Source organism: Dactylosporangium darangshiense, assembly GCF_039537565.1.
Taxonomy (GTDB): Bacteria; Actinomycetota; Actinomycetes; order Mycobacteriales; family Micromonosporaceae; genus Dactylosporangium; species Dactylosporangium darangshiense.
This window is the reverse complement of record NZ_BAABAT010000003.1, coordinates 78,243-101,533: the sequence shown is the minus strand read 5'-3', so window position 1 is coordinate 101,533 and position 23,291 is coordinate 78,243. Positions and strand designations below refer to the sequence as shown.

The 23,291-nt window shown below is 72.3% G+C and carries 24 protein-coding genes; 15 read left to right on the top strand and 9 right to left on the bottom strand.

The features are described 5' to 3' along the window. The first annotated feature begins 317 nt into the window (after positions 1 to 317). The 7 genes from ABD901_RS07145 to ABD901_RS07115 are packed head-to-tail and all read left to right on the top strand — an operon-like array spanning position 318 to position 7,145. Positions 318 to 1,451: an inositol-3-phosphate synthase gene (locus tag ABD901_RS07145; protein ID WP_345122559.1), complete on the top strand. Its 1,134-nt coding sequence runs from the start codon at positions 318 to 320 to the stop codon at positions 1,449 to 1,451. Continuing rightward, positions 1,448 to 2,305: an SCO3242 family prenyltransferase gene (locus ABD901_RS07140; RefSeq protein WP_345122557.1), complete on the top strand. Its 858-nt coding sequence runs from the start codon at positions 1,448 to 1,450 to the stop codon at positions 2,303 to 2,305. The genes ABD901_RS07145 and ABD901_RS07140 overlap by 4 nt, the downstream gene beginning before the upstream one ends. Beyond that, positions 2,302 to 3,165, top strand: a complete 864-nt coding sequence (locus ABD901_RS07135; protein WP_345122555.1) for a sugar phosphate isomerase/epimerase family protein — start codon at positions 2,302 to 2,304, stop codon at positions 3,163 to 3,165. The genes ABD901_RS07140 and ABD901_RS07135 overlap by 4 nt, the downstream gene beginning before the upstream one ends. Beyond that, a complete protein-coding gene (locus tag ABD901_RS07130; RefSeq protein WP_345122553.1) occupies positions 3,162 to 3,770 on the top strand; it encodes an EboA domain-containing protein in 609 nt (202 codons plus the stop codon). Before ABD901_RS07135 ends, ABD901_RS07130 begins: the two co-directional genes overlap by 4 nt. Then, positions 3,770 to 4,618, top strand: coding sequence for a TatD family hydrolase (locus ABD901_RS07125; RefSeq protein WP_345122551.1), 849 nt, complete (start codon positions 3,770 to 3,772; stop codon positions 4,616 to 4,618). The genes ABD901_RS07130 and ABD901_RS07125 overlap by 1 nt, the downstream gene beginning before the upstream one ends. Next, positions 4,618 to 5,772 carry a metabolite traffic protein EboE gene (eboE, locus tag ABD901_RS07120; RefSeq protein WP_345122549.1) on the top strand — a complete coding sequence of 385 codons (1,155 nt, stop codon included), beginning with the start codon at positions 4,618 to 4,620 and terminating at the stop codon, positions 5,770 to 5,772. The genes ABD901_RS07125 and eboE overlap by 1 nt, the downstream gene beginning before the upstream one ends. Next, positions 5,769 to 7,145 carry an alkaline phosphatase family protein gene (locus ABD901_RS07115; protein WP_345122547.1) on the top strand — a complete coding sequence of 459 codons (1,377 nt, stop codon included), beginning with the start codon at positions 5,769 to 5,771 and terminating at the stop codon, positions 7,143 to 7,145. Before eboE ends, ABD901_RS07115 begins: the two co-directional genes overlap by 4 nt. A 141-nt stretch (positions 7,146 to 7,286) precedes the next feature. Here the strand turns inward: ABD901_RS07115 and ABD901_RS07110 are convergent, their stop codons facing one another. After that, positions 7,287 to 7,433, bottom strand: a complete 147-nt coding sequence (locus ABD901_RS07110; RefSeq protein ID WP_345122545.1) for an SDR family oxidoreductase — start codon at positions 7,431 to 7,433, stop codon at positions 7,287 to 7,289. A gap of 233 nt (positions 7,434 to 7,666) precedes the next feature. Here ABD901_RS07110 and ABD901_RS07105 point away from each other — a divergent pair, with 233 nt between their 5' ends. Both ABD901_RS07105 and ABD901_RS07100 read left to right on the top strand, forming a co-directional pair. Then, a complete protein-coding gene (locus ABD901_RS07105) occupies positions 7,667 to 8,041 on the top strand; it encodes a GNAT family N-acetyltransferase (protein ID WP_345122543.1) in 375 nt (124 codons plus the stop codon). Positions 8,042 to 8,610: 569 nt separating this feature from the next. Then, complete coding sequence (locus tag ABD901_RS07100; RefSeq protein WP_345122541.1) at positions 8,611 to 9,009, top strand: alpha/beta hydrolase; 399 nt, start codon at positions 8,611 to 8,613, stop codon at positions 9,007 to 9,009. A gap of 36 nt (positions 9,010 to 9,045) precedes the next feature. Here the strand turns inward: ABD901_RS07100 and ABD901_RS07095 are convergent, their stop codons facing one another. The 4 genes from ABD901_RS07095 to ABD901_RS07080 all read right to left on the bottom strand — a co-directional run bounded on the left by ABD901_RS07095 (position 9,046) and on the right by ABD901_RS07080 (position 12,000). Next, positions 9,046 to 9,264, bottom strand: a complete 219-nt coding sequence (locus tag ABD901_RS07095) for a hypothetical protein (protein ID WP_345122539.1) — start codon at positions 9,262 to 9,264, stop codon at positions 9,046 to 9,048. A gap of 422 nt (positions 9,265 to 9,686) precedes the next feature. Further along, a complete protein-coding gene (locus ABD901_RS07090) occupies positions 9,687 to 10,490 on the bottom strand; it encodes a class I SAM-dependent methyltransferase (protein WP_345122537.1) in 804 nt (267 codons plus the stop codon). A gap of 53 nt (positions 10,491 to 10,543) precedes the next feature. After that, positions 10,544 to 11,326 carry an ABC transporter ATP-binding protein gene (locus ABD901_RS07085; protein ID WP_345122535.1) on the bottom strand — a complete coding sequence of 261 codons (783 nt, stop codon included), beginning with the start codon at positions 11,324 to 11,326 and terminating at the stop codon, positions 10,544 to 10,546. Continuing rightward, a complete protein-coding gene (locus tag ABD901_RS07080) occupies positions 11,323 to 12,000 on the bottom strand; it encodes a FadR/GntR family transcriptional regulator (RefSeq protein ID WP_345122533.1) in 678 nt (225 codons plus the stop codon). The genes ABD901_RS07085 and ABD901_RS07080 overlap by 4 nt, the downstream gene beginning before the upstream one ends. Positions 12,001 to 12,018: 18 nt before the next feature. On the opposite strand from ABD901_RS07080, the gene ABD901_RS07075 reads away from it, so the two are divergent. From ABD901_RS07075 to ABD901_RS07055, 5 genes are all read left to right on the top strand, one after another. Continuing rightward, positions 12,019 to 13,254, top strand: a complete 1,236-nt coding sequence (locus ABD901_RS07075) for an MFS transporter (RefSeq protein WP_345122531.1) — start codon at positions 12,019 to 12,021, stop codon at positions 13,252 to 13,254. Positions 13,255 to 13,392: 138 nt separating this feature from the next. Continuing rightward, positions 13,393 to 14,349, top strand: a complete 957-nt coding sequence (locus ABD901_RS07070; RefSeq protein ID WP_345122530.1) for an ABC transporter ATP-binding protein — start codon at positions 13,393 to 13,395, stop codon at positions 14,347 to 14,349. Then, on the top strand, positions 14,333 to 15,199 hold the full coding sequence (locus ABD901_RS07065; protein WP_345122528.1) for an ABC transporter permease: 867 nt from the start codon (positions 14,333 to 14,335) through the stop codon (positions 15,197 to 15,199). The genes ABD901_RS07070 and ABD901_RS07065 overlap by 17 nt, the downstream gene beginning before the upstream one ends. A 1-nt stretch (position 15,200) precedes the next feature. Then, on the top strand, positions 15,201 to 16,112 hold the full coding sequence (locus tag ABD901_RS07060) for an ABC transporter ATP-binding protein (protein ID WP_345122526.1): 912 nt from the start codon (positions 15,201 to 15,203) through the stop codon (positions 16,110 to 16,112). A 17-nt stretch (positions 16,113 to 16,129) separates the two neighbouring features. Further along, positions 16,130 to 16,825 carry an ABC transporter permease gene (locus ABD901_RS07055; RefSeq protein ID WP_345122524.1) on the top strand — a complete coding sequence of 232 codons (696 nt, stop codon included), beginning with the start codon at positions 16,130 to 16,132 and terminating at the stop codon, positions 16,823 to 16,825. 34 nt (positions 16,826 to 16,859) lie between these two features. Here ABD901_RS07055 and ABD901_RS07050 read toward each other — a convergent pair whose 3' ends face one another. Then, positions 16,860 to 17,399, bottom strand: coding sequence for a hypothetical protein (locus ABD901_RS07050; RefSeq protein ID WP_345122522.1), 540 nt, complete (start codon positions 17,397 to 17,399; stop codon positions 16,860 to 16,862). 45 nt (positions 17,400 to 17,444) lie between these two features. Here ABD901_RS07050 and ABD901_RS07045 point away from each other — a divergent pair, with 45 nt between their 5' ends. Further along, positions 17,445 to 18,917: an MFS transporter gene (locus ABD901_RS07045; protein ID WP_425556664.1), complete on the top strand. Its 1,473-nt coding sequence runs from the start codon at positions 17,445 to 17,447 to the stop codon at positions 18,915 to 18,917. Here the strand turns inward: ABD901_RS07045 and ABD901_RS07040 are convergent. The 3 genes from ABD901_RS07040 to ABD901_RS07030 all read right to left on the bottom strand — a co-directional run bounded on the left by ABD901_RS07040 (position 18,877) and on the right by ABD901_RS07030 (position 23,248). Beyond that, positions 18,877 to 21,036 (bottom strand): transglycosylase domain-containing protein, encoded by a 2,160-nt coding sequence (locus tag ABD901_RS07040; protein ID WP_345122520.1) that lies wholly within the window; start codon positions 21,034 to 21,036, stop codon positions 18,877 to 18,879. The genes ABD901_RS07045 and ABD901_RS07040 overlap by 41 nt on opposite strands. A gap of 164 nt (positions 21,037 to 21,200) precedes the next feature. Beyond that, on the bottom strand, positions 21,201 to 21,956 hold the full coding sequence (locus ABD901_RS07035; RefSeq protein WP_345122518.1) for a 3-ketoacyl-ACP reductase: 756 nt from the start codon (positions 21,954 to 21,956) through the stop codon (positions 21,201 to 21,203). Beyond that, a complete protein-coding gene (locus tag ABD901_RS07030; RefSeq protein WP_345122516.1) occupies positions 21,953 to 23,248 on the bottom strand; it encodes a glycoside hydrolase family protein in 1,296 nt (431 codons plus the stop codon). The genes ABD901_RS07035 and ABD901_RS07030 overlap by 4 nt, the downstream gene beginning before the upstream one ends. Positions 23,249 to 23,291 lie beyond the last annotated feature (43 nt).

Below are 23,291 nucleotides of genomic sequence, written 5' to 3'. Positions count from 1 at the left end.
GGCGCGGAGGGTTGGCCCGTGCGAGGGGGAGTCGGGGCGGGAGCGGGTGCCGAAGGCTGGACAGATCGATAGGAGGCGGGGTCGAAGTGGGGGTGGAAGGCCTGCTCGTACGGGGGTGAGGCGGGGTGGCGGTGGTGTGGTCGGGCGGGCTTTAGGTGTACCGAGGCGAAGTTTTTTTGATTTGAATAAAAGTTCGGTTGGCACTGGCGGAAGAGGGTGGACGGGATCTAGGCTGCGTATCCAGCGACAATCGGCGATGTCGCCCAACCAACTGGATTCCTATCGTCACACGATTCCTCACCTGCTAGGAGGAGCCCGTGCGTACGGGTGTGTGGCTGGTTGGCGCGCGCGGATCCGTCGCCGTCACCAGCATTGTCGGCGCTTCGGCGCTGCGGGCCGGGCTTACCGAGCCGATCGGGTGCGTCGCCGAGCATCCGAGCATCGACAACCGTGCGCTGCCGGGGTTCTCGGACCTCGTCTTCGGCGGCTATGACATCGCCACCACCTCGCTGGTCAAACGCGCCGAGGCGCTCGCGGCCGCCGGTGTGGTGCCGGGGAGGCTCGTCGCGGCGCTGCACAGTGAACTGTCCACAGCGGACGAGGACGTGAAGGTACTGCCGCACGGGGGGACCCAAGGGCAGGCGGCCGCGGCCATGGTCGCCGACCTGCAGGCGTTCCGGGAGCGGCACGGGCTGGAGCGGGTCGTTGTGGTCAACGTGGCCTCGACCGAGCCGGCTGCAGTACCGCATCCGGCCCATGCAAGCTTGTTGCAGTTGCGGCAAGCGCTGGAGCAGGCGGACGCGGTTTTGCCGGCCAGTTCGCTCGCCGCTTTCGCTGCGCTGAATGCGGGGTGCGCCTACGTCGACTTCACGCCGTCGACGGGGGCCCGGCTGCCGGCGCTGCACGAGCTTGCCCTGGAGAAACAGGTGCCCTATGCGGGGCACGACGGCAAGACCGGCGAGACGCTGCTGAAGTCGGTGCTCGCGCCGATGTTCGCGATGCGGCAGCTGCGGGTGCGGTCCTGGTCAGGGCTCAACCTGCTCGGCGGCGGGGACGGCGCGACGCTCGCCGATCCGGCGGCCAACGCGGCGAAGTCGGCCAGCAAGCAGCGCGTGCTCGGCGAGACGCTCGGGTACGTGCCGGACGGGCACACGCGCATCGAGTACGTGCCGGACATCGGGGACTTCAAGACGGCCTGGGACCTCGTCACGTTCGCCGGGTTCCTCGGGACGTCGATGCGCATGGAGTTCACGTGGCACGGGTGCGACTCCGCGCTCGCCGCGCCGCTCGTGCTCGACCTGGCGCGGATCGTCGCGGCCGCGCACCGCAACGGGCGGGTCGGGCCGCTGCCGGAGCTGGCCTTCTTCTTCAAGGACCCGCTCGGCGACGTCGACCACGGGCTCGCCGCCCAGTTCGAGGCGCTCGCCGCGTTCACCGCGAGCCTCACATGACCGCGCCCGTGCGCAGCTGGCGGGACCTGGCCGAGCTCGTGCGGGCGCCGGCGGCGCTGTCGGTGCCGGGCGACGTCATCGCGGGGGCCGCCGCGGCCGGGCGGCTCGGGCCGCGCACCGCGGGGCTGGCCGGGGCCAGCGTGCTGCTGTACTGGGCCGGGATGGCCGCCAACGACTGGGCCGACCGCGACCTCGACGCGGTCGAGCGGCCCGAGCGGCCGATCCCGTCCGGGCGGATCGCGCCCGGGACCGCGCTCGGCGTCGCGGCGGGGCTCACCGCCGCCGGCGTCGCGGTCGCGGGGCTGGCCGGCGGGCGCCGGGCGCTCGCCGTCGCGGCGCCGCTGGCGGGGGCGGTGTGGGCCTACGACCTGGGGCTCAAGTCCACGCCCGCCGGGCCGGCCGCGATGGCCACCTGCCGGGCCCTCGACGTGCTGCTCGGGGCCGTGGGCGGGCGGCTGCGGCGGGCCGCGTGGCCGGCCGCCGTCGTGTTCGCGCACACGTACACCGTGACCGCGCTGTCCCGGTCCGAGGTGGACGGTGCGACGCCCGCGCTGCCGAAGGCCACGCTCGTCGGGACCGCCGCCGTTGCCGCGTCCGCCGCCGCGAGCCGCCGGGCGCTGGTGCCGGCGGCGCTGGCGGGCTGGTACGCGTACCGCTACGGCGCACCGCAGCTCGCCGCGGTGCGCAACCCGGACGCGGCGCGGGTGCGGGCCTCCGTCGGCGCCGGGATCCTCAACCTGCCGGCCCTGCAGGGCGCGCTCACGGCCCGGGCCGGGCGGCCGCTGACCGGCATCGCCGTGGCCGCCGTGGCCCCCCTCGCGCGGCTGCTGAGCAGGAGGGTGTCGCCGACATGAGCGGGCTGCGTTTCGGGTACGGGACCAACGGCTTCAGCAACCACCGGCTCGACGACGCGCTCGACGTCATCGCGGGGCTCGGGTACGAAGGCGTCGCCCTGACGCTGGACCACCACCACCTCGACCCGTTCGACGCGCAGCTGTCCCGCCACGTGCGCGCGGTCGCGCACCGCCTCGAGGAGCTCGGCCTCGGCGTCGTCATCGAGACCGGGGCGCGGTACCTGCTGGACAAGTGGCACAAGCACGCGCCGACGCTGCAGCACGACGAGCCGGGGCCGCGCCTGGAGTTCCTGCGCCGGGCCGTGCGCATCGGCGCCGACCTCGGCGCGGAGGCGGTCAGCTTCTGGGCCGGGGTCCGGCCGCCGGCGCTGCCGGTGGAGGAGGCGTGGCGGCGGCTCGTCGGCGGGTGCGCCGAGGTCCTCGCCGCCGCCGAGGGCCACGAGATGATGCTCGGCTTCGAGCCCGAGCCGGGCATGCTGGTCGAGTCGATTGCCGACTGGGAGCGGCTGCGGGCCGACCTCGGCGCGCCCGTGCACTTCGGGCTGACGCTCGACATCGGCCACTGCCGGTGCCTGGAGCCGGTGCCGGCCGACGAGTGCGTGCGGCGGGCCGCCGGCTCGCTGGTCAACGTCCAGATCGACGACATGGTCCGCGGCGTGCACGAGCACCTCGAGTTCGGCGCCGGCGAGGTCGACTTCCCGCCGGTCATGCGCGCCCTCGCCGAGATCGGCTACGGCGGCCTCGTCGCCGTCGAGCTGCCCCGCCACAGCCACGCCGCGCCCGGCGTGGCCCGCGACTCGCTGGCCTTCCTGCGGGCCGCCGAGCAGCGTTCACAGGAGCGATTCCAGGAGGTGTCGTGAGTACCGAAGCCCTGTACGCGGCCCTGAAGGCGGAGCTCGCCGACACCGTCTGGCTCGACACCGCCCTGGAGACGGTGTCCCGGCAGCCCGCGGCGATCGGGCGGCTGTTCCCGGCGGCCGGGCGCCGCTGCGGCCGCTGGATGCTCGCGTCCCCCGAGGGGTGGAGCGTCGATGACGCCGCCCGCGTCGTGCTGCTGGACCGGCTGCCACGCGAGGCCGCCGCCACCGAGATCGAGGCGCTGTACCGCTACGGCGACGCCGCCGAGAAGCGCGCCGTGCTGCGCGCCCTGCCCCTGCTGCGCCTGCCCGCGCCCGTCGCCGGGCCGCTGCTGCTGGACGCGTTGCGCACCAACGACACCCGGCTCGTCGCCGCGGCGCTCGGCCCGGCCGCGAAGGCCCTGCCCGCGCCGGCCTGGCGCCAGGGCGTGCTCAAGGCCGTCTTCATGCAGCTGCCGCTGTCCGGCGTCGCCGACCTCGACGCCCGCGCCGACGCCGAGCTCGCCACCATGCTCGCCGGCCTCGCCGAGGAGCGCCGCGCCGCCGGGCGCACCCTGGCCGCCGACGCGACCGAGCTGCTGCACCGACTTCAGGAGAGGGTCTCGTGATGCGCATCTTCGACCCCCACATCCACATGACGTCCCGCACCACCGACGACTACGAGCGGATGGCCGCCGCCGGGGTACGCGCCCTGGTCGAGCCCGCCTTCTGGCTCGGGCAGCCGCGCACCAACGTCGGCTCGTTCACCGACTACTTCGACTCTCTCGTGGGCTGGGAGCCCTTCCGGGCCGGGCAGTTCGGCATCCGTCACCACGCCACGATCGCGTTGAACCCGAAGGAGGCCAACGACCCGAGATGCCGCGACGTGCTGCAGATTCTTCCGCGGTACCTCGAGAAGGACGGCGTCGTCGCGGTGGGCGAGATCGGCTACGACTCCATGACCCCGGAGGAGGACGAGGCGTTCTCGGCGCAGCTCGCCCTCGCCGTCGAGCACGAGCTGCCCGCGCTGGTCCACACGCCGCACCGCGACAAGGCCCGCGGCACCGAGCGCACCCTCGCCGTGGTGCGCGAGTCCGGCATCGACCCGGGCCGCGTCGCCGTCGACCACCTCAACGAGGTCACCGTCGGCACCGTCGCCGGGAGCGGCTGCTGGATGGGCTTCTCCATCTACCCCGACACGAAGATGACGGCCGAGCGGATGGTGCACATCCTGCGCGAGTACGGCCTGGAGCGCATGCTCGTCAACTCCGCCGCCGACTGGGGACGCTCCGATCCGCTGCTGACCCGGCGTACCGGCGAGGCGATGCTGGCGGCCGGGTTCTGCGACGACGACGTCGACCGGGTCCTGTGGCGCAACCCGGTCGAGTTCTACGGCCAGTCCAAGCGGCTCGACCTGTCCGACGTGGACGCCGGGGCGACCTTCGAGGGCAACTCGATCCTGCGCGGGGGATCCTGATGCGCCTGCGGCACCCCGATGGGCAGGTGGTGCACCTGGCGTACGGCACCAACGTCCACCCGGCCGAGGACCTGCCCGGCATCCTCGCGCAGCTGGCGACGTACGCGACGCCGATGCGCGAGCGGCTCGGCACCGACGTGCTGGGCCTGGGCCTGTGGCTCGGCGCCGGGGTGGCCGCCGAGCTCGCCGCCGACGCCGCCCTTCGCAGGCGCCTGCGCCGCGAGCTCGACGCGCGCGGCCTGGAGGTGGTGACGCTCAACGGTTTCCCGTACCGCGAGTTCCACGCCCCAGTCGTCAAGCGCGCCGTGTACCACCCGGACTGGGCCGACCCCGCCCGGCTGCGTTACACCCTCGACCTGGCGCGGATCCTCGTCGACCTGCTGCCCGACGACGCCGCCCGCGGCTCCATCTCGACCCTGCCGCTGGGCTGGCGGGACCCGTGGAACGGCCCGCAGGTGGCGCGGGTGTGGCGCGCGCTGGACGCCCTCGCAGAGGGGCTCGCGGCGCTGGAGGTGCTGACGGGGCGTACCGTCCGCGTCGCCTTCGAACCGGAGCCCGGCTGCGTCATCGAGAACACGTTGCAGGCCACCGTCCACCTGGCCCGCGTGGACCGCAAGTGGGTCGGCGTCTGCGTCGACCTCGCCCACCTCGCCTGCGCCTGGGAGGACCCGGTCACCGCGGTGCACCGCCTCGCCCGCGCCGGCCTGCCGGTCGTGAAGATCCAGGTCTCGGCGGCCCTCGAGGTCCCCGACCCGGGCGGCTCGCGCGACGTCGTGGCCCGCTACGCCGAGCCCCGCTTCCTGCACCAGACCCGCACCGCCGGCTGCCGGCACGCCTTCGACGACCTCGACGAGGCCCTCGACGCAGGCCCCGACGGGCCGTGGCGGGTGCACTACCACGTGCCGTTGCACGCCGCTCCCGAGCCGCCGCTGCAAGCCACTACCGGCGTGCTGCGGGCCGGGCTCGGCGCGCTCGTCGGTGGCCCGATCGCCGCCTGCGACCACCTCGAGGTCGAGACGTACACCTGGAACGTCCTGCCGCCGGCCCAGCGCCCGGAGGGCCCGCAGGCCCTCGCGTACGGCATGGCCGCGGAGCTCGCCTACGCCCGTGACACCCTGCAGGACCTCGGACTGAAGACGATGGAGGCCCGATGAGCCGGCCACTGGTGGTACTCGACGTCGTCGGGCTCACGCCGCGGCTGCTGCCGCACATGCCGAACCTGTCCCGGCTGGGCACCGCCGTGCCGCTCGAGCCGGTGCTGCCCGCCGTGACCTGCTCCGTGCAGTCGACGTTCCTGACCGGCGAGACCCCCGCCGGGCACGGGATCGTCGGCAACGGCTGGTACTTCCGCGACCTCGGCGAGGTGCTGCTGTGGCGGCAGCACAACGCCCTCGTCGGCGGCGACAAGCTGTGGCACGCCGCGCGCCGCGCCGAGCCCGGCTACACGGTCGCGAACATCTGCTGGTGGTACGCCATGGGCGCCGACGTCGACTGGACCGTGACGCCGCGGCCGATCTACTACTCGGACGGGCGCAAGGAGCCCGACTGCTACACGTTTCCGCCGTCGCTGCACGACGAGCTCACCGCGGGCATCGGCCCGTTCCCGCTGTTCACGTACTGGGGCCCGAACGCCGGCCTGCCGTCGTCGTCCTGGATCGCTCGCGCCGCCGTGCAGGTGATGGCGGACAAGAACCCGGACCTGACCTTGGTGTACCTGCCGCACCTGGACTACGACCTGCAGCGGTACGGCCCCTCGGACCCGCGCGCGGCCGCGGCGGCCTCGGCGCTGGACGACGTGCTGGCCCCGCTGCTGGACGCCGCTCGCGCCCGGGGTGCGACGACGGTGGCGTTGTCGGAGTACGGCATCACGGAGGCCCGCCGCCCCGTCGACGTCAACCGCCTGCTGCGCTCCGAGGGTCTGCTCAACGTGTATGCACAGGACGGGATGGAGTACCTGGATCCGTGGACGTCACGCGCGTTCGCGGTGGCAGATCACCAGATCGCCCACGTCTACGTCCGCGATGCGCAAGACATTTCCGTGGTACGCAAACTGCTTGCAGCCCTGCCCGGCGTCGGCGAGGTCCTGGACGCCGACGGCAAGGCGCGCCACGGCCTGGACCACGAGCGTTCGGGCGAGCTGGTGCTGCTGGCCGAGCCCGACGCATGGTTCACCTACTACTACTGGCTGGACGATGCGCGGAAGCCGGACTTCGCGCGCCTGGTGGAGATCCACCGCAAGCCCGGCTACGACCCGGCGGAGCTGTTCTTCGACCCGGCCGCCCCCGGGGCGGCGAAGGCCCGCGCCGGCGTTGCGTTGCTGCGCAAGAAGACCGGGATGCGGTACCTCATGAGCGTGGTCGGCCTGGACGAGGGCGCAAGGGCCGTGCGCGGCTCGCACGGCCTCATGCCAACGCAGGACGCCGACGGCCCGGTATGGCTGAGCGACGCCGCCGACCTCGACCTGACTCGCGTGCGCGCGACGGAGGTGAAGTCGCTGCTGCTCCGCCTGGCGGGCCTACCTTCCTGACGCAGGCGAGGTGGGCGGTGGTCTCGGCGATGCCCACGTACTTCGGCGTGACTGGCGCCCTCGTGGGTGAAGCCGATGACCTCGTAACCGGGAGCAACTCCCTCGACCGCGGGGCCGGTCGTCGTCACGATCCTGGCCAGGTCATCGCCCGCCGGACACGATGATATCGGTGCCGGTGACGTACGATGCCGCCGGCGAGACCAGCCACGACACGGCGTCGGCGATTTCGTCCGGGCGGCCCATGCGACCGAGCGGGCTGCTCGCGCCGACCTCCTGCCCTGACCCCACGCCATCCCTGACCGGAGCCGGACGCCTGGCGTCGCAACGTGACCGCTTCCGTGGCTGATGTCCTTACCCCGACTTCCCTCTGGTCGAACTCGACCCGAGTGGTGTCCGGGCGGTCACGCCGAACACCATCACGAGATCCGGTGGCCTGGCCGTCTCCGGCTCGGAACTCGCCTTTTTCGACCAGCGCCGGGCGGGCGGCGGGATCCACTGGGAGATCCGTCGAGCCCGCCGAGATGGTGAGGTCGTTTTTGAGAAGGAACGCGAGCACCTGGTGCTGCCGGACGGCCGACGATTTGTTACTGGTGGCCGAGGTGGATGGTGAGGTGGCGGGCATGGCGGAGGTCGTGCCTCGACCAGTTCCGAGGGATCATCAAATCCTGATCCCGCGCCAGACCGCCGAGGTCCACACGGTGGTTCTTGACCATTGCCGTGGTCGGGGCGTCGGTCGCGCGCTGCTGGGCGCGGCCGAGCGGGTCGCCCGGGACCGCGGCGTCGAGTTCCTCGTTGCGGTGGTCTTTGCGCCGAACGAGGACGCGGCCGGCTTCTACTATTCGGCTGGGTTTGGCAACCATGGACTGCTGCTCGGCAAAGGACTCGACGCAGGTTGATCGGTTGCGTGTCTGGACGCCGGCCACGAGCGCAGCGACGAGTGCCCGGCGTCTCTTGCCACCAATCGCCACAGCATCGCCGAGCTCGATCGCGTCATCGCGTCGCTGACCGCCCGCCGTGACCTTCTCGTCCGCAGGCTCGAAGAAGGCGCGGCCCGATCCTTCAGGATCTTCGAGGCCTTCCGCATGATTGCGCGGCGGTATGACCAGATGACCGATCCGGCCACCGGTGACGCCGTGCCAATGCGGTCAAATGACCCATGCCCTGGCATGCCCGGCGGTCGCACGCTTTTCGTAACAGGCCAGCCCACTGACGAGGGCGTAGCGGCTGTCGGATTGGAGTTGTGATGACCACCGTGTCGAAGACCGTTGAGCTTCCAGCGCCGAGGAGTGCCTCGTACGGGTTCGCCCCGACCACGCCGAAGCCGTCGCGGGTGTCGCGTCGCGGCTCCGCTGTGTCCCGCAGGCTCGCCGACGGTGTGCCGGCCGCGGTTCCCGGCCGGCTTCCTGGCAATCCTCCCGGCGGCCAGCAGATCAGGGCGCTTGGCGGGCCGGCCGGTGAGACTTGGATGCGGCTGTTCCGGCCGCTCGGTGTGAACGGCCTTCTGCCCGTCGTCATCTATGTGCATGGCGGTGACGCGCCGGTCAGCGATGTCGACCTGCGGGCCTACCGGCTAGCGACGCAGGTGCGGGCTGCGGTTGTCGTCGTCGACTACAGCCTCGCCCCGAGCGCCCGCATCCCGGTGGCGCTCGAGGAGAATCTCGTCGCCGCGGCGTGGGTCGCCGAGCACGGCGACGAGTACGGTCTGGACGGCCGCCGGATCGCCGTCGGCTCGGACGAATCGGGCCTGGACATGGGCGATGAGCTGTTGCTCATGGCGGACGCGCGCGGTGGCCCGGCGCTGGCCGGGCACGTGCTGTGGTCCCCGCGGGCGACGGCCGCGCTCCGGGCGGCGCTCGCCGCCTGAGCCTTGCCCGGGCGTCCGTCAGCCGCCCTGCTGGTATCAGCCTGCTGCGACGATCGCCAATGACAGAACGTCGGCCTGCGACGCCAGAGTGGTCCAGGTGCCCCACCACAGCCAGGTCGTCTTCCCGCCGAAGTCCTCGCCGAGCTCATCCCCGGCGTCGCCGACCGGATGGCCGCATTGCCGCGGCGCCGCGAGCCGAACTGCTGTGTTCGGCTGGGTGACCAGGCTCAGCGCGACGCCGACGGTGGCCGACATGGTGTTTGCGTTCAACGACGCCCGGCCCGCTCGGGTGGCAAGGTGCTCTCGCTCAGGCGCACATCGGCTTGCTGGCGTGGGGCATGTTCCCGCCCGGGCGACCAACGACGGCGCCCGCTTGGCAGGCGTTCCCGTTTGAGCGGGCGTCTGCCTCCTCGGGCGGAAGGTGTTCCTGCTCGAGCGCACGGTGCCGCGCTCGGGCGGCAAGGTGTTCCTGCTCGAGCGCACGGTGCCGCGCTCGGGCGGCAAGGTGTTCCTGCTCAAGCGCACGGTGCCGTGCTCGGGCGCAAGGTGTTCCTGCTCGGGCGAACGGCGGCCGGCGCAAGGTGTTCCTACTCGGGCGAACGGCGGCCGTGCTCGGGCGGCGAAGTGCTCTCGCTCAGGCGCACGGCGGCCGTGCTCGGGTGGAAGGTGGTTCCGGCTCAGGGCGCGGTAGCGGTCGCGAACACCCGGCGCAGCGAGTCGAAGGCCTCCAGCGAACGCCGGCCCTCGGCCTGCAGCGACTCCACCGCCGGGTCGGAGGGGTCCGCCGCGAGAGCCTCTTCCCACAGAGCCCGCTCGGCCGCGCGCCACTCGGGCCTATCGTGTACCTCGACGTCGACGAAACCGGCCGCCGGCAGGTCGCGGCGGAGGGCGACGGCGCGGATGCGTGGCAGGACGCGTTCGTCGGTGGGGTCGGCCGGCTCCCAGCAGGTCAGGGCCAGCCGGCCGCCCGGCATCAGGAGGCGGCGGAACTCGGTCAGTGCGTGCAGCGGCGGCTCGGCGAACTGGACCGCGTCCACGCACATGATGCCGTCCGCGATACCTGATTCCAGGCCGGAGGCGACCAGGGTGCCGATCCGGAACTCGGCCCGGCCGTGTTGCAAGCGGCTTGCGGCGATCGACCTTGCCTGCTCGAGGGCGACGGCGGAGAAGTCCACGCCGATCAGCCGGGTGCCGCGGCGGTGGGCGACCTCGATGCCGTACCCGCCGCGGCCGCATGCGATGTCCAGCAACAGGCCGTCGGGCGGCAGGCGCAGTGCCTCGGTCACGTCGGCCAGGGCCTGCCAGGTCAGGGCGCTGGCGAACTGCAGTTGCGGCGGCAGGCCGAGGGCGCGCGCGACGATGGCGTCGCGGGCCGGGGAGGCGGCCATGTCCGCGTACCACTGGTCGAAGTATGCGGCGCCCCGCGCCGCCGTCGAGGATGCCTCGCCCCGCGTCGGACCAGCGGTGTTCTCGGATGTCATGCGGCTATTGTTCCGTTCCACGAGGAAACGGGCGGGACAGGAAGACAAGGCAGTCAGCGCCGCGCGCGGGCGCTCCAGCGGCCGTCGTGGTGCTCGACGCGGATCGAGTACTGGAAAGCGGCGCTCACGTTCTCGCTGGTCAGCACGGCGTGCGTCGGGCCGGCGGCGACGACCCGGCCCTCGGCCAGCAGCAGCGCGTGCGTGGTCTGCGACGGCAGCTCCTCCAGGTGGTGGGTCACCAGGACGGAAGCGAGGCCGGGGTGCGTGGTGTGCAGCAGGTCGAGCGTGTCCAGCAGCTGCTCGCGCGCGGCGACGTCCAAACCGGTGGACGGCTCGTCCAGCAGCAGGAGCTGGATGTCGCTGGCGAGGGCGCGGGCGATCAGCGTCCGGCCGCGTTCGCCCTGCGACAGCGTCGGCCAGCGCTCGTCGGCCATGCCTTTCAGGCCCATCAGGTCGATGAGCTCCTCGGTCCGGGAGAACTGCGACGGCGTGGGGCGCCAGCGGGCGGGGGTCTCGACGGTGCCCGTGATGCCGGTGAGCACCACCTCCCGGACCGTGAGCGGCGAGCGCAGCGGGTGGCGCGGGTTGACGTGGCCGATCGAGCGGCGCAGCGCCTGCAGCTCGACGCGGCCCAGCTGGCGGCCGAGGACGTGCACGGTGCCCGTGGTGGGGTGGGTCACGGCGCCGCAGAAGGAGAGGACCGTGCTCTTGCCGGCGCCGTTGGGGCCGAGCATGACCCAGTGCTCGCCGGCCGACACGGTGAAATCGACGCCGTGCAGGATCTGCTTGCCCTCGCGGCGGAACGTCACGTCGCGCAGGGAGAGGACGGCGCTCATCGGGCGATGGTCGACTTGACGGACTCGATGAGGCGGTAGGAGGTCGCGGCGGCGCCGTCGCGGTCGCCGTCCCGAATTGCCCGTAGCAGCCGGTCGTGCGAGTCGCGGACCCTGGGGTCCTCCGGGAGGAACGCGGTGTCCTCGATGGAGCGGGTCACCACCTCGGCCACGGCGTCGTACAGGCGCAGCAGCAGCGGGTTGCCGCTGGCCCGCACCACGCCGCGGTGGAACGCGAGGTCGGCGGCGACGTAGCCGGGGCGGTCGCCGGCGTCGTGCGCGACCGACCGGGTGTGCAGCGCCGCCGCCAGGCCCGAAAGGTCCGCAGGGGTGGCGTGTGCGGCGGCCAGGCGGGCCGACGCGGCCTCCAGCCCGGCGCGGGTGTCCAGCACGGTGGTCAGGGCCGACAGCTCGTCGCGCACCAGCACGCCGGTGATCTCGTTGGTCGCCCGCACGTACGTCCCGTCGCCGACCCGCGGCTCCAGGAGCCCGGTGAGGCTCAGTGCGCGCAGCGCCTCCCGGACGGTGCCGCGGCTCACGCCCAGCTCGCCGGCCAGCACCACCTCGCCGGGGATCTTCGCGCCGACGGGCCACGCCCCGGCCTCGATGAGGTCGCGGAACTGGCCTGCGACCTGCATCACCAACGGTGTCTGACGGACGGGGGAGCTCAGCTGCATGCACTAACTTTAGTGCAAATGTCGAACATTTACACCGAGCAGCGAACACTGCGGGCCGCGCAGCGCCACGCGGCCGCGATCTTCCTGGTCGCGCTGTGCCTGCGGCCCGCCATCACGGCCGTCGGGCCGCTGCTGGGGCAGATCGGGGCCGCCGAGCACCTCGGCGAGACGCTGCTGGGCGTGCTCGGTGCGCTGCCGCTGCTCGCCTTCGCCGCCGTCTCGCCGCTGGTGCACCGGGTCTCCGGGCCGCTCGGGGCGGAGCGCGCGATCTTCGTTGCGCTGCTCCTGCTGGCCGGCGGCTGCGTGGTGCGCTCCTACACCGGCGCGCCGGGGCTGTGGCTCGGCACGATCGTCGTCGGCACGGCGATCGCCGTGGGCAACGTGCTGGTGCCGGTGATCATCCGGCGGGACTACGCGTCGCACGTGTCGCGGGCGACCGGCTTCTACACCGCCGCCATCACCGTCGCCGCCTCGGCCGCCTCCGCCGTCGCGGTGCCCCTCGCGGCCGCGACCGACTGGCGCGCGGCCCTGGCGGTCTGGGCGGTGCTGGCCCTCGTCATCGGCGCGGTCTGGCTGCCGCGCGCCCGCGCGGCCCGGGCCGCGGCCGGACAGACCCGGCTCGCCGAGGAGCCGGCGCACCCGAGCGTGTGGCGGCAGCCGGCCGCGTGGCTCATCACCGCCTTCATGGGGTTGCAGTCCACGACCTTCTACGTGCTCGTCACCTGGCTGCCGACGATCGACACGGACTCGGGGTCCAGCGCGCAGGCGGCCGGCGTCCACCTGTTCGTCTTCCAGGTGCTGGGCATCGCGGGCGGCCTGACGATCCCGCTGGTGCTGCGGCGCTCGGCGAGCCAGGTCACCGGGGCCGTGGTGGCGTGCGCGCCGATGCTCGCCGGGGTGCTCGGGCTGCTGCTGGCGCCCGGTCTGACCGTCGTGTGGGCGGCCGTCGCCGGGCTCGGGCAGGGCGCCTGCCTGGTCGTCGCGCTGTCGCTGATCAGCCTGCGCGGGCGCACCCACCGCGAGACGACCCACCTGTCCGGCATGGCCCAGTCACTCGGCTACCTGCTCGCGGCCGCCGGGCCGGTCGCCGCGGGGACGCTGGCGGAGCACACGGGCGGCTGGCACGCCACGCTCGTCCTGCTGGCCGCGCTCGCCGTCACCCAGCTCGCGTTCGGCGCCCTCGCCGGCCGCCGGCGCCGGGCCGCGCCCGCACACGGCGCGGCCGGCCCCGAGCTGCATGCGGCCCGAACCTGAGCAACATCACGCGCCGCGGCCGACCCTGAGCTGCGTACGGCCCGAACCTGAGAGGAATCACAGGTAGAACCCCTAAGGAACGGCTTTCAGGTGCGTTCCGGATGGTCCCAGGGGTACACGGTCCGTAGTCTCGGCGACGTGACACTCATCGAGACGCGTGCGCTGACGAAGCGCTACGGGGGTGGCGTCACCGCCCTATCGGACCTGACCCTGGCCGTGCAGCCGGGGATCATCGGGCTGGTCGGGGCAAACGGTGCCGGTAAGTCCACCTTTATCAAGATCATGCTGGGCCTGCTCGCGCCGACCTCGGGGGAGCTTCGGGTGCTCGAGCTCGACCCGACGTCCCGCGCCGAGGAGGTCCGTGCCCGGGTCGGCTACATGCCCGAGCACGACTGCCTGCCGGGCGAGGTCTCCGCCGCCGAGTTCGTGACGCACCTGGCGCGCATGAGCGGGCTGCCCGCCACCGCGGCCCGCGAGCGCGCCTCCGAGGCGCTGCGCCACGTCGGGCTCTACGAGGAGCGCTACCGCCAGATCGGCGGCTACTCGACCGGCATGAAGCAGCGGGTCAAGCTGGCACAGGCCCTCGCGCACGACCCGGACCTGCTGCTGCTGGACGAGCCGACCAACGGCCTCGACCCGGCCGGGCGCGACGCGATGCTGGAGCTGGTGCACCGCATCGGCACCGAGTTCGGCATCTCCATCGTGGTGTGCTCGCACCTGCTCGGCGAGGTCGAGCGGATCTGCGACTCGATCATCGCCATCGACGGCGGGCACCTGCTGCGTTCCGCGACCGTCGAGGACATGACGACGAGCCGCGACGTGCTCACCGTCGAGGTCAGCGAGGGTGTGGAGCAGCTCACCGGGCGCCTGGCGGAGCTGGGCATCCCGGCCACCCGCGACGGCGCGGCGCTCAGCGTGCCGCTGGACAGCGAGGACGTGTACGACCGCATCCTCGTCGCCGTCGCCGAGCTGGACCTGCCGCTGCACCGGCTCGACCAGCGCCGCCACCGGGTCGCCGAGCTCTTCCAACCACCGACCGTGACCGCACCCGCGCTCAGCGCTGTTCAGGAGGCCGGCCGTGGCGCCGCAGACTAGTGTCATCCACGACATCGGCTACCAGCGCTACTCGGGGCCGCGCCTCGGCCGCTGGTATGCCAACCGCTCCCTCTACGAGCACAGCGTCCGGGCCGCGTTCGGCATCGGCCGCGGCGCCAAGGCGAAGATCTTCCCCTGGGCGATCATCGGCATCGTGCTGCTCGTCGCGGTGGTCGTCATCGCCTTCCGCTCGCTCAGCGGCGAGACGCTGATGAGCTACCGGCAGTACGCCAGCGGCCTGAGCTACCCGGTGATGCTGTTCCTGGCCATCGTCGCCCCGGAGCTGGTCTCGCGGGACCTGCGGGACCGGACGCTGCCGCTGTACTTCTCCCGGCCGCTGGCGCGCACCGACTACGCGCTGGCCAAGTACGCCGCCCTCGTCACCGCAGTGCTCGGCCTGCTGGCCGTGCCGCAGCTGCTCATCTACATCGGCGCGGTGTTCACCCGCACCGACGGCTGGCACGGCGCGTGGAAGGAACTCGGCGACCTCGGCCCGGGCCTGGGCACCACGCTGCTGCGGGCCCTGGTGCTGGCGGCGATCTCGCTGCTGGTCGCCTCGCTGACCGGCCGCCGCGCGTTCGCGGCCGCGTTCATCGTCGGCGTCTTCCTGATCACCTCGCCGATCGTGGGCATCCTGTCGGTGCTCGGCAACGACACGATCAAGAACCTGGCGTTCCTGGCCAACCCGATGTTCCTCATGCTCGGTCTGGAGCAGTGGATCTTCGGCGTGGAGAACAACAACCGGCTGCCCATCGGCGACTACGGGCCGGTGTACGGCATCGCGGCCCTGATCCTGCTCGGCGGGTCCGTCGGGCTCCTGCTGCTGCGTTACCGGAAGGTGGCCGCCTGAGATGAGCACCGTCGACCTGCAGCACGTTTCGCGGTGGTACGGCAACGTGGTGGCCGTCAACGACGTCACCATGACGCTCGGGCCGGGCGTCACCGGCCTGCTCGGCCCGAACGGGGCCGGCAAGACCACCCTGCTGCACATGATGTCCGGGTTCCTGGCACCCTCGCGGGGCACGCTCACCGTCGACGGGGCGCCGACGTGGCGCAACCCCGACGTGTACCGCAGCCTCGGCCTCGTCAGCGAGCGCGAGAGCGTGCACGGCTTCCTGACCGGCAAGGAGTTCGTGCTGGCCAGCGCCAAGCTGTTCCGGCTGGCCAACCCCGAGGAGGCGGCCCGCCGGGCCCTCGCCCTGGTGGAGATGGAGCCGGCGCAGGACCGGCGCATCGAGACCTACAGCAAGGGCATGCGCCAGCGCATCCGGGTCGCCGCCGCGCTCGTGCACGAGCCGAGCGTCCTGCTGCTCGACGAGCCGTTCAACGGCATGGACCCGCGGCAGCGCTTCCACATGATGGACCTGCTGCACAAGATGGGCGACGACGGGCGCACCGTGCTGTTCTCCTCGCACATCCTGGAGGAGGTCGAGCAGGTCTCCGGCACCGTGCAGGTCATGGTCTCCGGCCGGCTCGCCGCCTCCGGCGAGTTCCGCACGATCCGGCGGCTCATGACCAACCGCCCGCACGTGTTCACCATCCGCTCCAGCGACGACCGGCGCCTCGCGGTCGCGCTCATGGCGCAGGACTCGGTCGCCGGCGTCGACATCGACGCGACCGGCCTGCAGGTGCGCGCCTCCGACTACGGCACGTTCACCCGGGCCCTGCCGCGCATCGCGCTCAAGGAGGGCGTCCGAGTGCGCCGCCTGCTGCCGGCCGACGAGTCCCTGGAAAGCGTCTTCTCCTACCTGGTGGGTGCCTGATGAATGCCACAGTCGCGATGATCACGACCAGGGGCCTGCTCGGCCGGCGCCGGATCTGGCTGCTCGTACCGCTGCCGCTGCTGCTCATCGGCCTCGCCCTGATCGCGCGGACGACCGGCGCGGAGCCCGCCGACTGGGGCGAGGGCATCATCGGCGGCCTCGGCTTCACCGCCGTGCTGCCGGTCATCGCGCTCATCGTCGGTACCGGCGTGCTCGGCTCCGAGATCGACGACGGCACGATCACGCACATCCTGTCCAAGCCGCTGCCCCGCTCGGAGATCATCTTCACGAAGCTGGGCGTGGCGACCGGGGTCACCGCCCTGTTCGCCGGGGTGCCGCTGTTCATCGTCGGGCTCATCGCCGGCGACGCCGCCGTGGCCTTCGCCCTCGTCGTCGGCGCGGTCGTCGGGTCCCTGGCCTACTGCTCGCTGTTCGTCATGCTCAGCGTGCTGACCCGCCGCCCGGTGCTCGTCGGCCTCGCCTACGTGGTGCTGTGGGAGGGCGTGCTGGGCAACATCCTCACCGGAACCCAGAAGCTGTCCATCCAGCAGTACGTCCAGGCGATCGTCGACGCCCTGGCGCCGTCGGACCTGCTGCACGGCAACGTGGCGGTACCGCTGAGCTACGTCATGGCCGGCGTGTTCACGGTCGCCTCGACCGCGTACGCGGTGCAGCGCCTGCGCACCCTGTCCGTCGCCGGCGAGACGGGCTGAGCCCGCGAGCCGCTCGTCGACGAGCCCGCCGCCCTCAGCCGGCGGCGGGCTTCGTCACGCCGGGGTCGGCCTTCATGGCGATCCCGTCCGCCGGCTCGAGGGCCACGCAGGCCTCGCTGGCCCGTTGCAGGTCCTCGTTGCCGTCTAACGGCTTCAGCCGGGTCGGCGGGTCGAACTGCCCGGCGGCGTCCGGGTCGGGCCAGTCCGGTATGCCGTGCGCACGCACGCACTCCGCCCACTTGCGCAGCTTGACCATTTCCTCTGGGCTCACCGCCCGGCGCGAGCCGGCCTGGGCGTCCTTGCCCTGGCGCATCAGGGTGGAGCAGGCCGCCGGCGGCTGCTGCACCTGCGGCGCGCTGTCCGGCCAGCCCCAGTGCCCGTCGGAGTAGCGCATCGGGTCCGGCCACTCGGGGAAGCCGTTGTCGCGCATGCACTGCGCGGCGTCGAGCAGCGCCTTCGGCGCCGCATTGGGTGTCGCGGAGGGCGCGGCCTGGTCCCCACCGCCACCGCCGCCTGTGCAGGCGGTCAGGGCTAGCATCGCTGTTGCGGCCACCGGCAGCATACGGAACTTCATGGAATCTACGGTCGTCGAGGCCGGGCCGGGCGGCTTCCCCCCATCGTGGGCGGTGCCCGCCCCGAATTCGGGGGGAGTGGTGGGTTGAGCGCGCATCGTGTCTACAGCGTGGTCGTCTTCATCATCCTGGCCTCGCTCGACAACGTGGCCATCGGCCTCGTCCCGCCGCTGTACTCGCCGATCAGCCGGGCGCTCGGGGTCGGCGAGGGCGCCCTCGGCGTCGTCACCGCCGTCAGCTACCTCGTCACCGCCGTCGCCGCCGTCGCCTGGGCGTATGCGGGGGACCGCACCGACCGCAAGCCGGTGCTCATGGCCGGGACCCTGATCTGGGCGGCCGGCACCGGGGCCACGGTGCTCGCCGGGGGCTACTGGGGGTTCCTCGCCGCGCAGCTGTTCGCCGCGATCGGGCTCGGCGCCGTCGGGTCCGTCGGGTTCTCCGTCGTCAGCGACCTCATCACGCCGCGCCGGCGCGGCCTCGTCATGAGCCTGTGGGGGCTGTCGCAGGGCGTGGGCACGCTCGCCGGGGTGCTGGTGGCCAGCCAGCTCGGCGGCAAGGACTGGCGGACCCCGTTCTACGTGCTGGCCGGGCTCGGGGTGGTGGCCGGCGTCGCGTACTTCACCACCGCCGACATCCGCCGCGGCCAGAGCGAGCCGGACCTCGCCGCCGTGTTCGCCGCCGGCGAGGAGTACGAGCACCGCATCTCCCGCGCCGACCTGCCGCGCATCCTCGCCCGGCGTACCAACGTGTGGCTGATCCTGCAGGGCCTCACCGCGCAGGCGGCGTTCGGCTCCCTCGTCTGGCTGCCGCGGCTGTTCCAGGCCAAGGCCGAGGCGCAGGGCTACGACGAGCAGGCCGCGATCCAGATCGGCGGCGTCCTGGCCACCCTGTTCCAGCTCGGCGGGGTGCTGTCGATCGTCGGCGGCCTGATCGGGGACCGGTGGCAGCGCCGCGACCCGGGCGGGCGGGCCAAGGTGGCGGCGATCGGCATCCTGGCCGGCGTCCCGCTGTACGTGGCGCTGTTCTTCGCGCCGCTGACGCTCCCGCCGCCGTCGGGGCGGTCCGCGGCGGCGCTGGTGCTCGGCTCGCTGTTCACCTCGCCGGGGCTCGCCGGCGCGTTCGGGCTGGCCCTCGTCGCGCTCGCGTTCACGTCGGCGAACTCGCCGAACTGGTTCGCGCTCATCGCCGACGTCAACCCGCCGGAGCACCGCGGCACGGTGTACTCGATGGGCAACCTCGTCAACGGCGTCGGCCGGTCGGCGGGCAACGGCCTCGTCGGCGCGGTGTTCGCGGCCCTGGCCCGCAGCTTCCCGCCGCCGGCCAACCTCGCGATCGGCCTGGCGGCGTTCCAGGTGTTCTTCCTGCCGACCGGCGTCATGTACTGGCTGGCCTCGCGCACCGCGCCCCGCGACATCGCCGACGTCCACGCGCTGCTGCGCGCGCGGGCCGCCGACGACGTCGAGGCGCACGCCAAGGGCGTCAGTTCGAACCGAACGCCTTCTGCCGGCTCGGGGCCGTGAAGTTCACCACCGGCAGCCCCTGCAGGCCGGCCTTGAGCGTGTAGGCGACCGCGTTGTTGACCACCGGGTGGGACATCGTCCGGTTGGTCTGCGGGTTGTCCGGGTCGGTGAGGATGCCGGCGACCGCGAGCTGCTTCGTCATCGCGACGAACGTGGCGCTCTTGCCGCTGTCGGTGGTGCCGGTCTTGCCGGCGACCGGGCGCCCGACGTCGCCGCGCACGCCCGTGGCGGTGCCGCCGTTGGGGCAGGCGTTGAACGCGGACTGGTCGCCGACCGGGCAGCGGGCCATGTCGACGGCGGCGCGGGCCACGTCCGCCGAGACGACCGAGCGGCACTTGGGCTGGCCGGCGTCGACCTTGTTGCCCTTGAGGTCCTTGATCTCGGTGATCGGGGTCGGCGCGCAGTACATGCCGTCGGCGGCGAGCGTCGCGTAGGCGTTGGCGAGGTCCAGCGGCGTCGTGTCGGACACGCCGAGGGTGAACGCGCCCCACTCCTTGGCGTCCTTGGCGAAGGCGGCGTCGCTGGGGGAGCGGAACTGGATGCCGAGCCGCTTCGCCACGTCGACGACGTGGTCGGCGCCGACGCGCTGCTCCAGCGGTACGAAGTAGGTGTTGAGCGACAGGCCGAACCCCTGCCACATGTTGAACGTGCCGACCGGGTCGCCGGTGGAGTTCCGCGGGCAGTAGTGCGGGCCGTTGCACGCCGCGGGGCTGTTCGCGTCGATCGGGTAGTCGGAGACGAACTGGGCCTGCACGTCCTCGGTGTGGCTCAGCGGGATCCCCGACTCCAGGGCCGCGACCGCGGTGAAGATCTTGAACGAGGAGCCGGCCTGGTAGCCGGGCACGTCGGGCCCGCCGGTGATGAACGGCACCGTCGTGTTGGGGTAGTTGCCCTTCTGCCCCTTCTTGGCGGGGTTGGTCGACGGCTTGTTGTTGGTCTGGTCGTTGCTGAAGTTGCGGTTGGTGGCGAGGGCCTGGACCCGGCCGGTGCCGGGCTCGACCGCGGCGACCATGACCGCCTCCGGGTTGCCCATCCCGACCTTCTCGCTGCTGCCGACCTCGGGCTGGTCCTTGGCGTACTTGAACGCCGCCGCCTGGGTCTTGACGTTGAGCGAGCTGATGATGGTGTAGCCGCCGGAGTGCAGCCGGTTCTCCCGCTCCAGCTCGTCGGCGCCGAACGCCGGCTGGTCCAGCCACCAGCGGCGCAGGTAGTCGCACAGGAACCCGGCGCCCAGGTCCGCCCGCTGCACCGACTCGCAGCCCTCCGGGGTGCGCTGGCCGACGATGGTGAGCTTCGTGGCCTTCGCCTCGTCGCGCTGCTGCGCGGTGATGTACTTCAGCGCCACCATCTGGTCGAGCACGTAGCCTTCGCGCGCGATCGCCTTCGGCAGCCCGTCGGCGGTGGCCGGGTCGTTCGTCGACGGCGCCTTGACCAGCCCGGCCAGCAGCGCCGACTCCGCCAGGCTCAGGTCCTTGGGGTCCTTGTTGAAGTAGACGTGCGCGGCCGCGTAGATGCCGTAGGCGCCGTGGCCGAACGGGGAGATGTTGAGGTACTTCTCCAGGATCTGCTGCTTGGTGAGCTTCTTCTCCAGGGCCATGGCGAGCTTCATCTCGCGCAGCTTGCGCCCGGACGTCTTCGCGGTCGCGTCGACGACCTCCTGCGGCGTCTGCGCCGAGTAGGCGGTCGCCTCCCGCACGTACTGCATCGTGAGCGTGGAGGCGCCCTGCTGGTCGCCGCCGTTCTCGTTGTTGACGAACGCGCGGGCCACGCCCTTGAGGTCGACGCCGCGGTGCTCGTAGAAGCGGGTGTCCTCGGCGGCGACGATCGCCTGCTGCATGGCCGGCGAGACGTCGGAGATCGGCACGTCGCGGCGGTTCTCGTCGTACATCATCGCCAGCAGCGTGGTGCCGTCGCTGGCGTAGATGTAGGAGATCTGCGGTGACGGCAGCACGTCGAGGTCGGTCGGCAGGTTCTCGAACGCATCGCTGCCGCCCTTGGCGGCCAGCCCGGACGCGGCGAGGCCGGGGAAGACCGCCGCGGCGACCACCACCCCGGCGAACAGACCGCACAACAACAGGGACGCAAGGCTCTTGAGGGCTACATGTCCACGCAGACGCACCCTTCGAGGTGTACCCTGCGGATTCCCGAGCGACACGTGAAAAATGACACCGGCCTTCGTGACAACCGATCATGACTCGGACCGCGTCACTAACTGACCGTAGTTCCCACCAGACAACGGTCGGCCCTGGCGGGCCTCCCTGCCAGCTCCGCGGTGCCAAGAGCCTACAGCGTACGCAGGTGGAACCCCCCGTCGACGTCGATGACCTGGCCGGTCGAGAAGGGGAAGAGGTCGGTCGCGATGGCGACCACGGCCTTGCCGACGTCCTCCGGGGTGCCCCAGCGGCGGATCGGGGTCACGCCCTCCTCGTGGATCAGCCGGTCGTACTTCTCCTTGACGCCGCCGGTCATGTCGGTGGCGATGATGCCGGGCCGGACCTCGTAGACGTTGATGCCGTGTTCGGCCAGTCGCGCAGCGTACAGCTTCGTCAGCATCGACAGCCCGGCCTTCGTCACGCAGTAGTCGCCGCGGTTCACGCTCGCCGTGTAGGCGCTCATCGACGAGATCGTCACGATCCGGCCCGCGGTGCCCGCCGCGATCATCCGGTTGGCGACCAGCTGGGTCAGGAAGTACGGGCCCTTGAGGTTGATGCCGACGAGGCGGTCGAACGACTCCTCGCCCGCCTCGAGGATGTCCGCGCGTACTGACGGGGCCACGCCGGCGTTGTTCACGAGCAGCTCGATGTCGCCGAACGCCGCGTACGCCTCCTCGACGAGCCGGGCGCGATCGGCGGACTGCGCGAGATCAGCGTGTACCACCGCGGCCTTTGCTCCTCGCTTTTCGACCTCCGCGGCGACCTCGGCCGCTGCCGCCGCGTTGCTCGCGTAGTTCACGACCACGTCGAACCCGGCGCCGGCGAGGGCGAGCGCGATACCGCGGCCGATCCCGCGCGACGCCCCGGTGACCAGCGCCGCGCTCATGCGACGCCGCCGAAGAACGTGTAGTACGGCCCGTCCTCGAGGCGCAGCAGGTAGAGGCCGAGCTCGCGCAGGTGGTAGTCGCCCCACATGCTGGACTCGCCGTTGGGCACCCGCTGGCCCTCGTGGACCTGGTCCCAGCCGTTCGGGCGGTGGTACACCGAGTGCAGCAGCAGCCCCTGGTGCGCCGAGTCGGCCGACAGATAGGGCTCGGCGAGCAGCGTGCGCGCCACGGTGAGCCCGGCCTGCGTGTAGCGCTCGTCGCCGAGGTGGCGGCCCAGGCGCAGCAGCCCCTGCGCGGCGATCGCGGCGGCGCTGGAGTCGACCGGCTCGAAGGCGTTGAACGGGTCCGCCGGCGCGTCGAGGTCCAGGTGGGCGACGCCGGGCGCGCCGGTGTCCCAGTAGGGCACGCCGTCGGCCGGCGACGAGGCGATGTAGAAGTCGCAGGTGGCGCGGGCCGCCTCGGCGAACACGTCGTCGGACTCGAACTCCAGCAGCTCGGCGAAGCCGAGCATCGCCCACGACAGGCCGCGGGTCCAGGTGGAGAACGGCGAGTACCCCTGCTGCGTGCTCGGCGCCCGGAACCGCCCGTCGTTGACGTTGAACAGCGCCTCGTGCACGGTGCGGCCCCGCACGTCGTAGGCGTCGCGCCCGGTGCCGTAGTACACGTTGTAGCGCGCTGTGTTGTGCGCGTGCTGGCGCAGCCGCTCGAGCAGGTCGACCCGCTCGTCGTGCTCGGCCATGAGGACGTGCCCGAGCCGGTGCGCGACGGCGAGGGAGCGGCAGGAGCGGATCGTGTCGACGAACAGCGACTGCGGCCCGTTGAACGAGTAGATGTAGCCGGTGCCGTCCTCGGTGCGCTGCCATCGGGCGGCCTGCACGGCGCCGGAGACCTTCAGCGCGAGCTCCGCGGCGCCCCGGTCCCGCCCGTCGATGCGCCCTTCGCGGTGCAGGCGCAGCAGCGCACCGTACGTGCTGACGTTGTTGAACCCGTGGTCGTGCACGCCCACGTGGCTGACGTGCGGCGCCATGAGCCGCTCGGTCTGCGAGCGGCCGAGGTCCAGGAACGCCTCCTCGCCGGTGGCGTCGAACTGCAGCAGTGCCGAGCCCACCTGGAAGCCCTGCGTCCACTCCGTCCAGCCGCGCGCCGTGTAGCGCCCGTCGACGGTGAACACCGGCGACCCGCCGCCCCCGTCCGGGTCCAGCGCCCGGATCTTGCCGGCCGAGAGCTCGAACATCCGCTCCACGCCCGGGCGCAGCGCCTTGGCCGTGAGTTCCTCGTCGATCCGCAACATGCACCGGATGCTACCGAGGAAAGCCCTTTCCTGGAACCCCGGG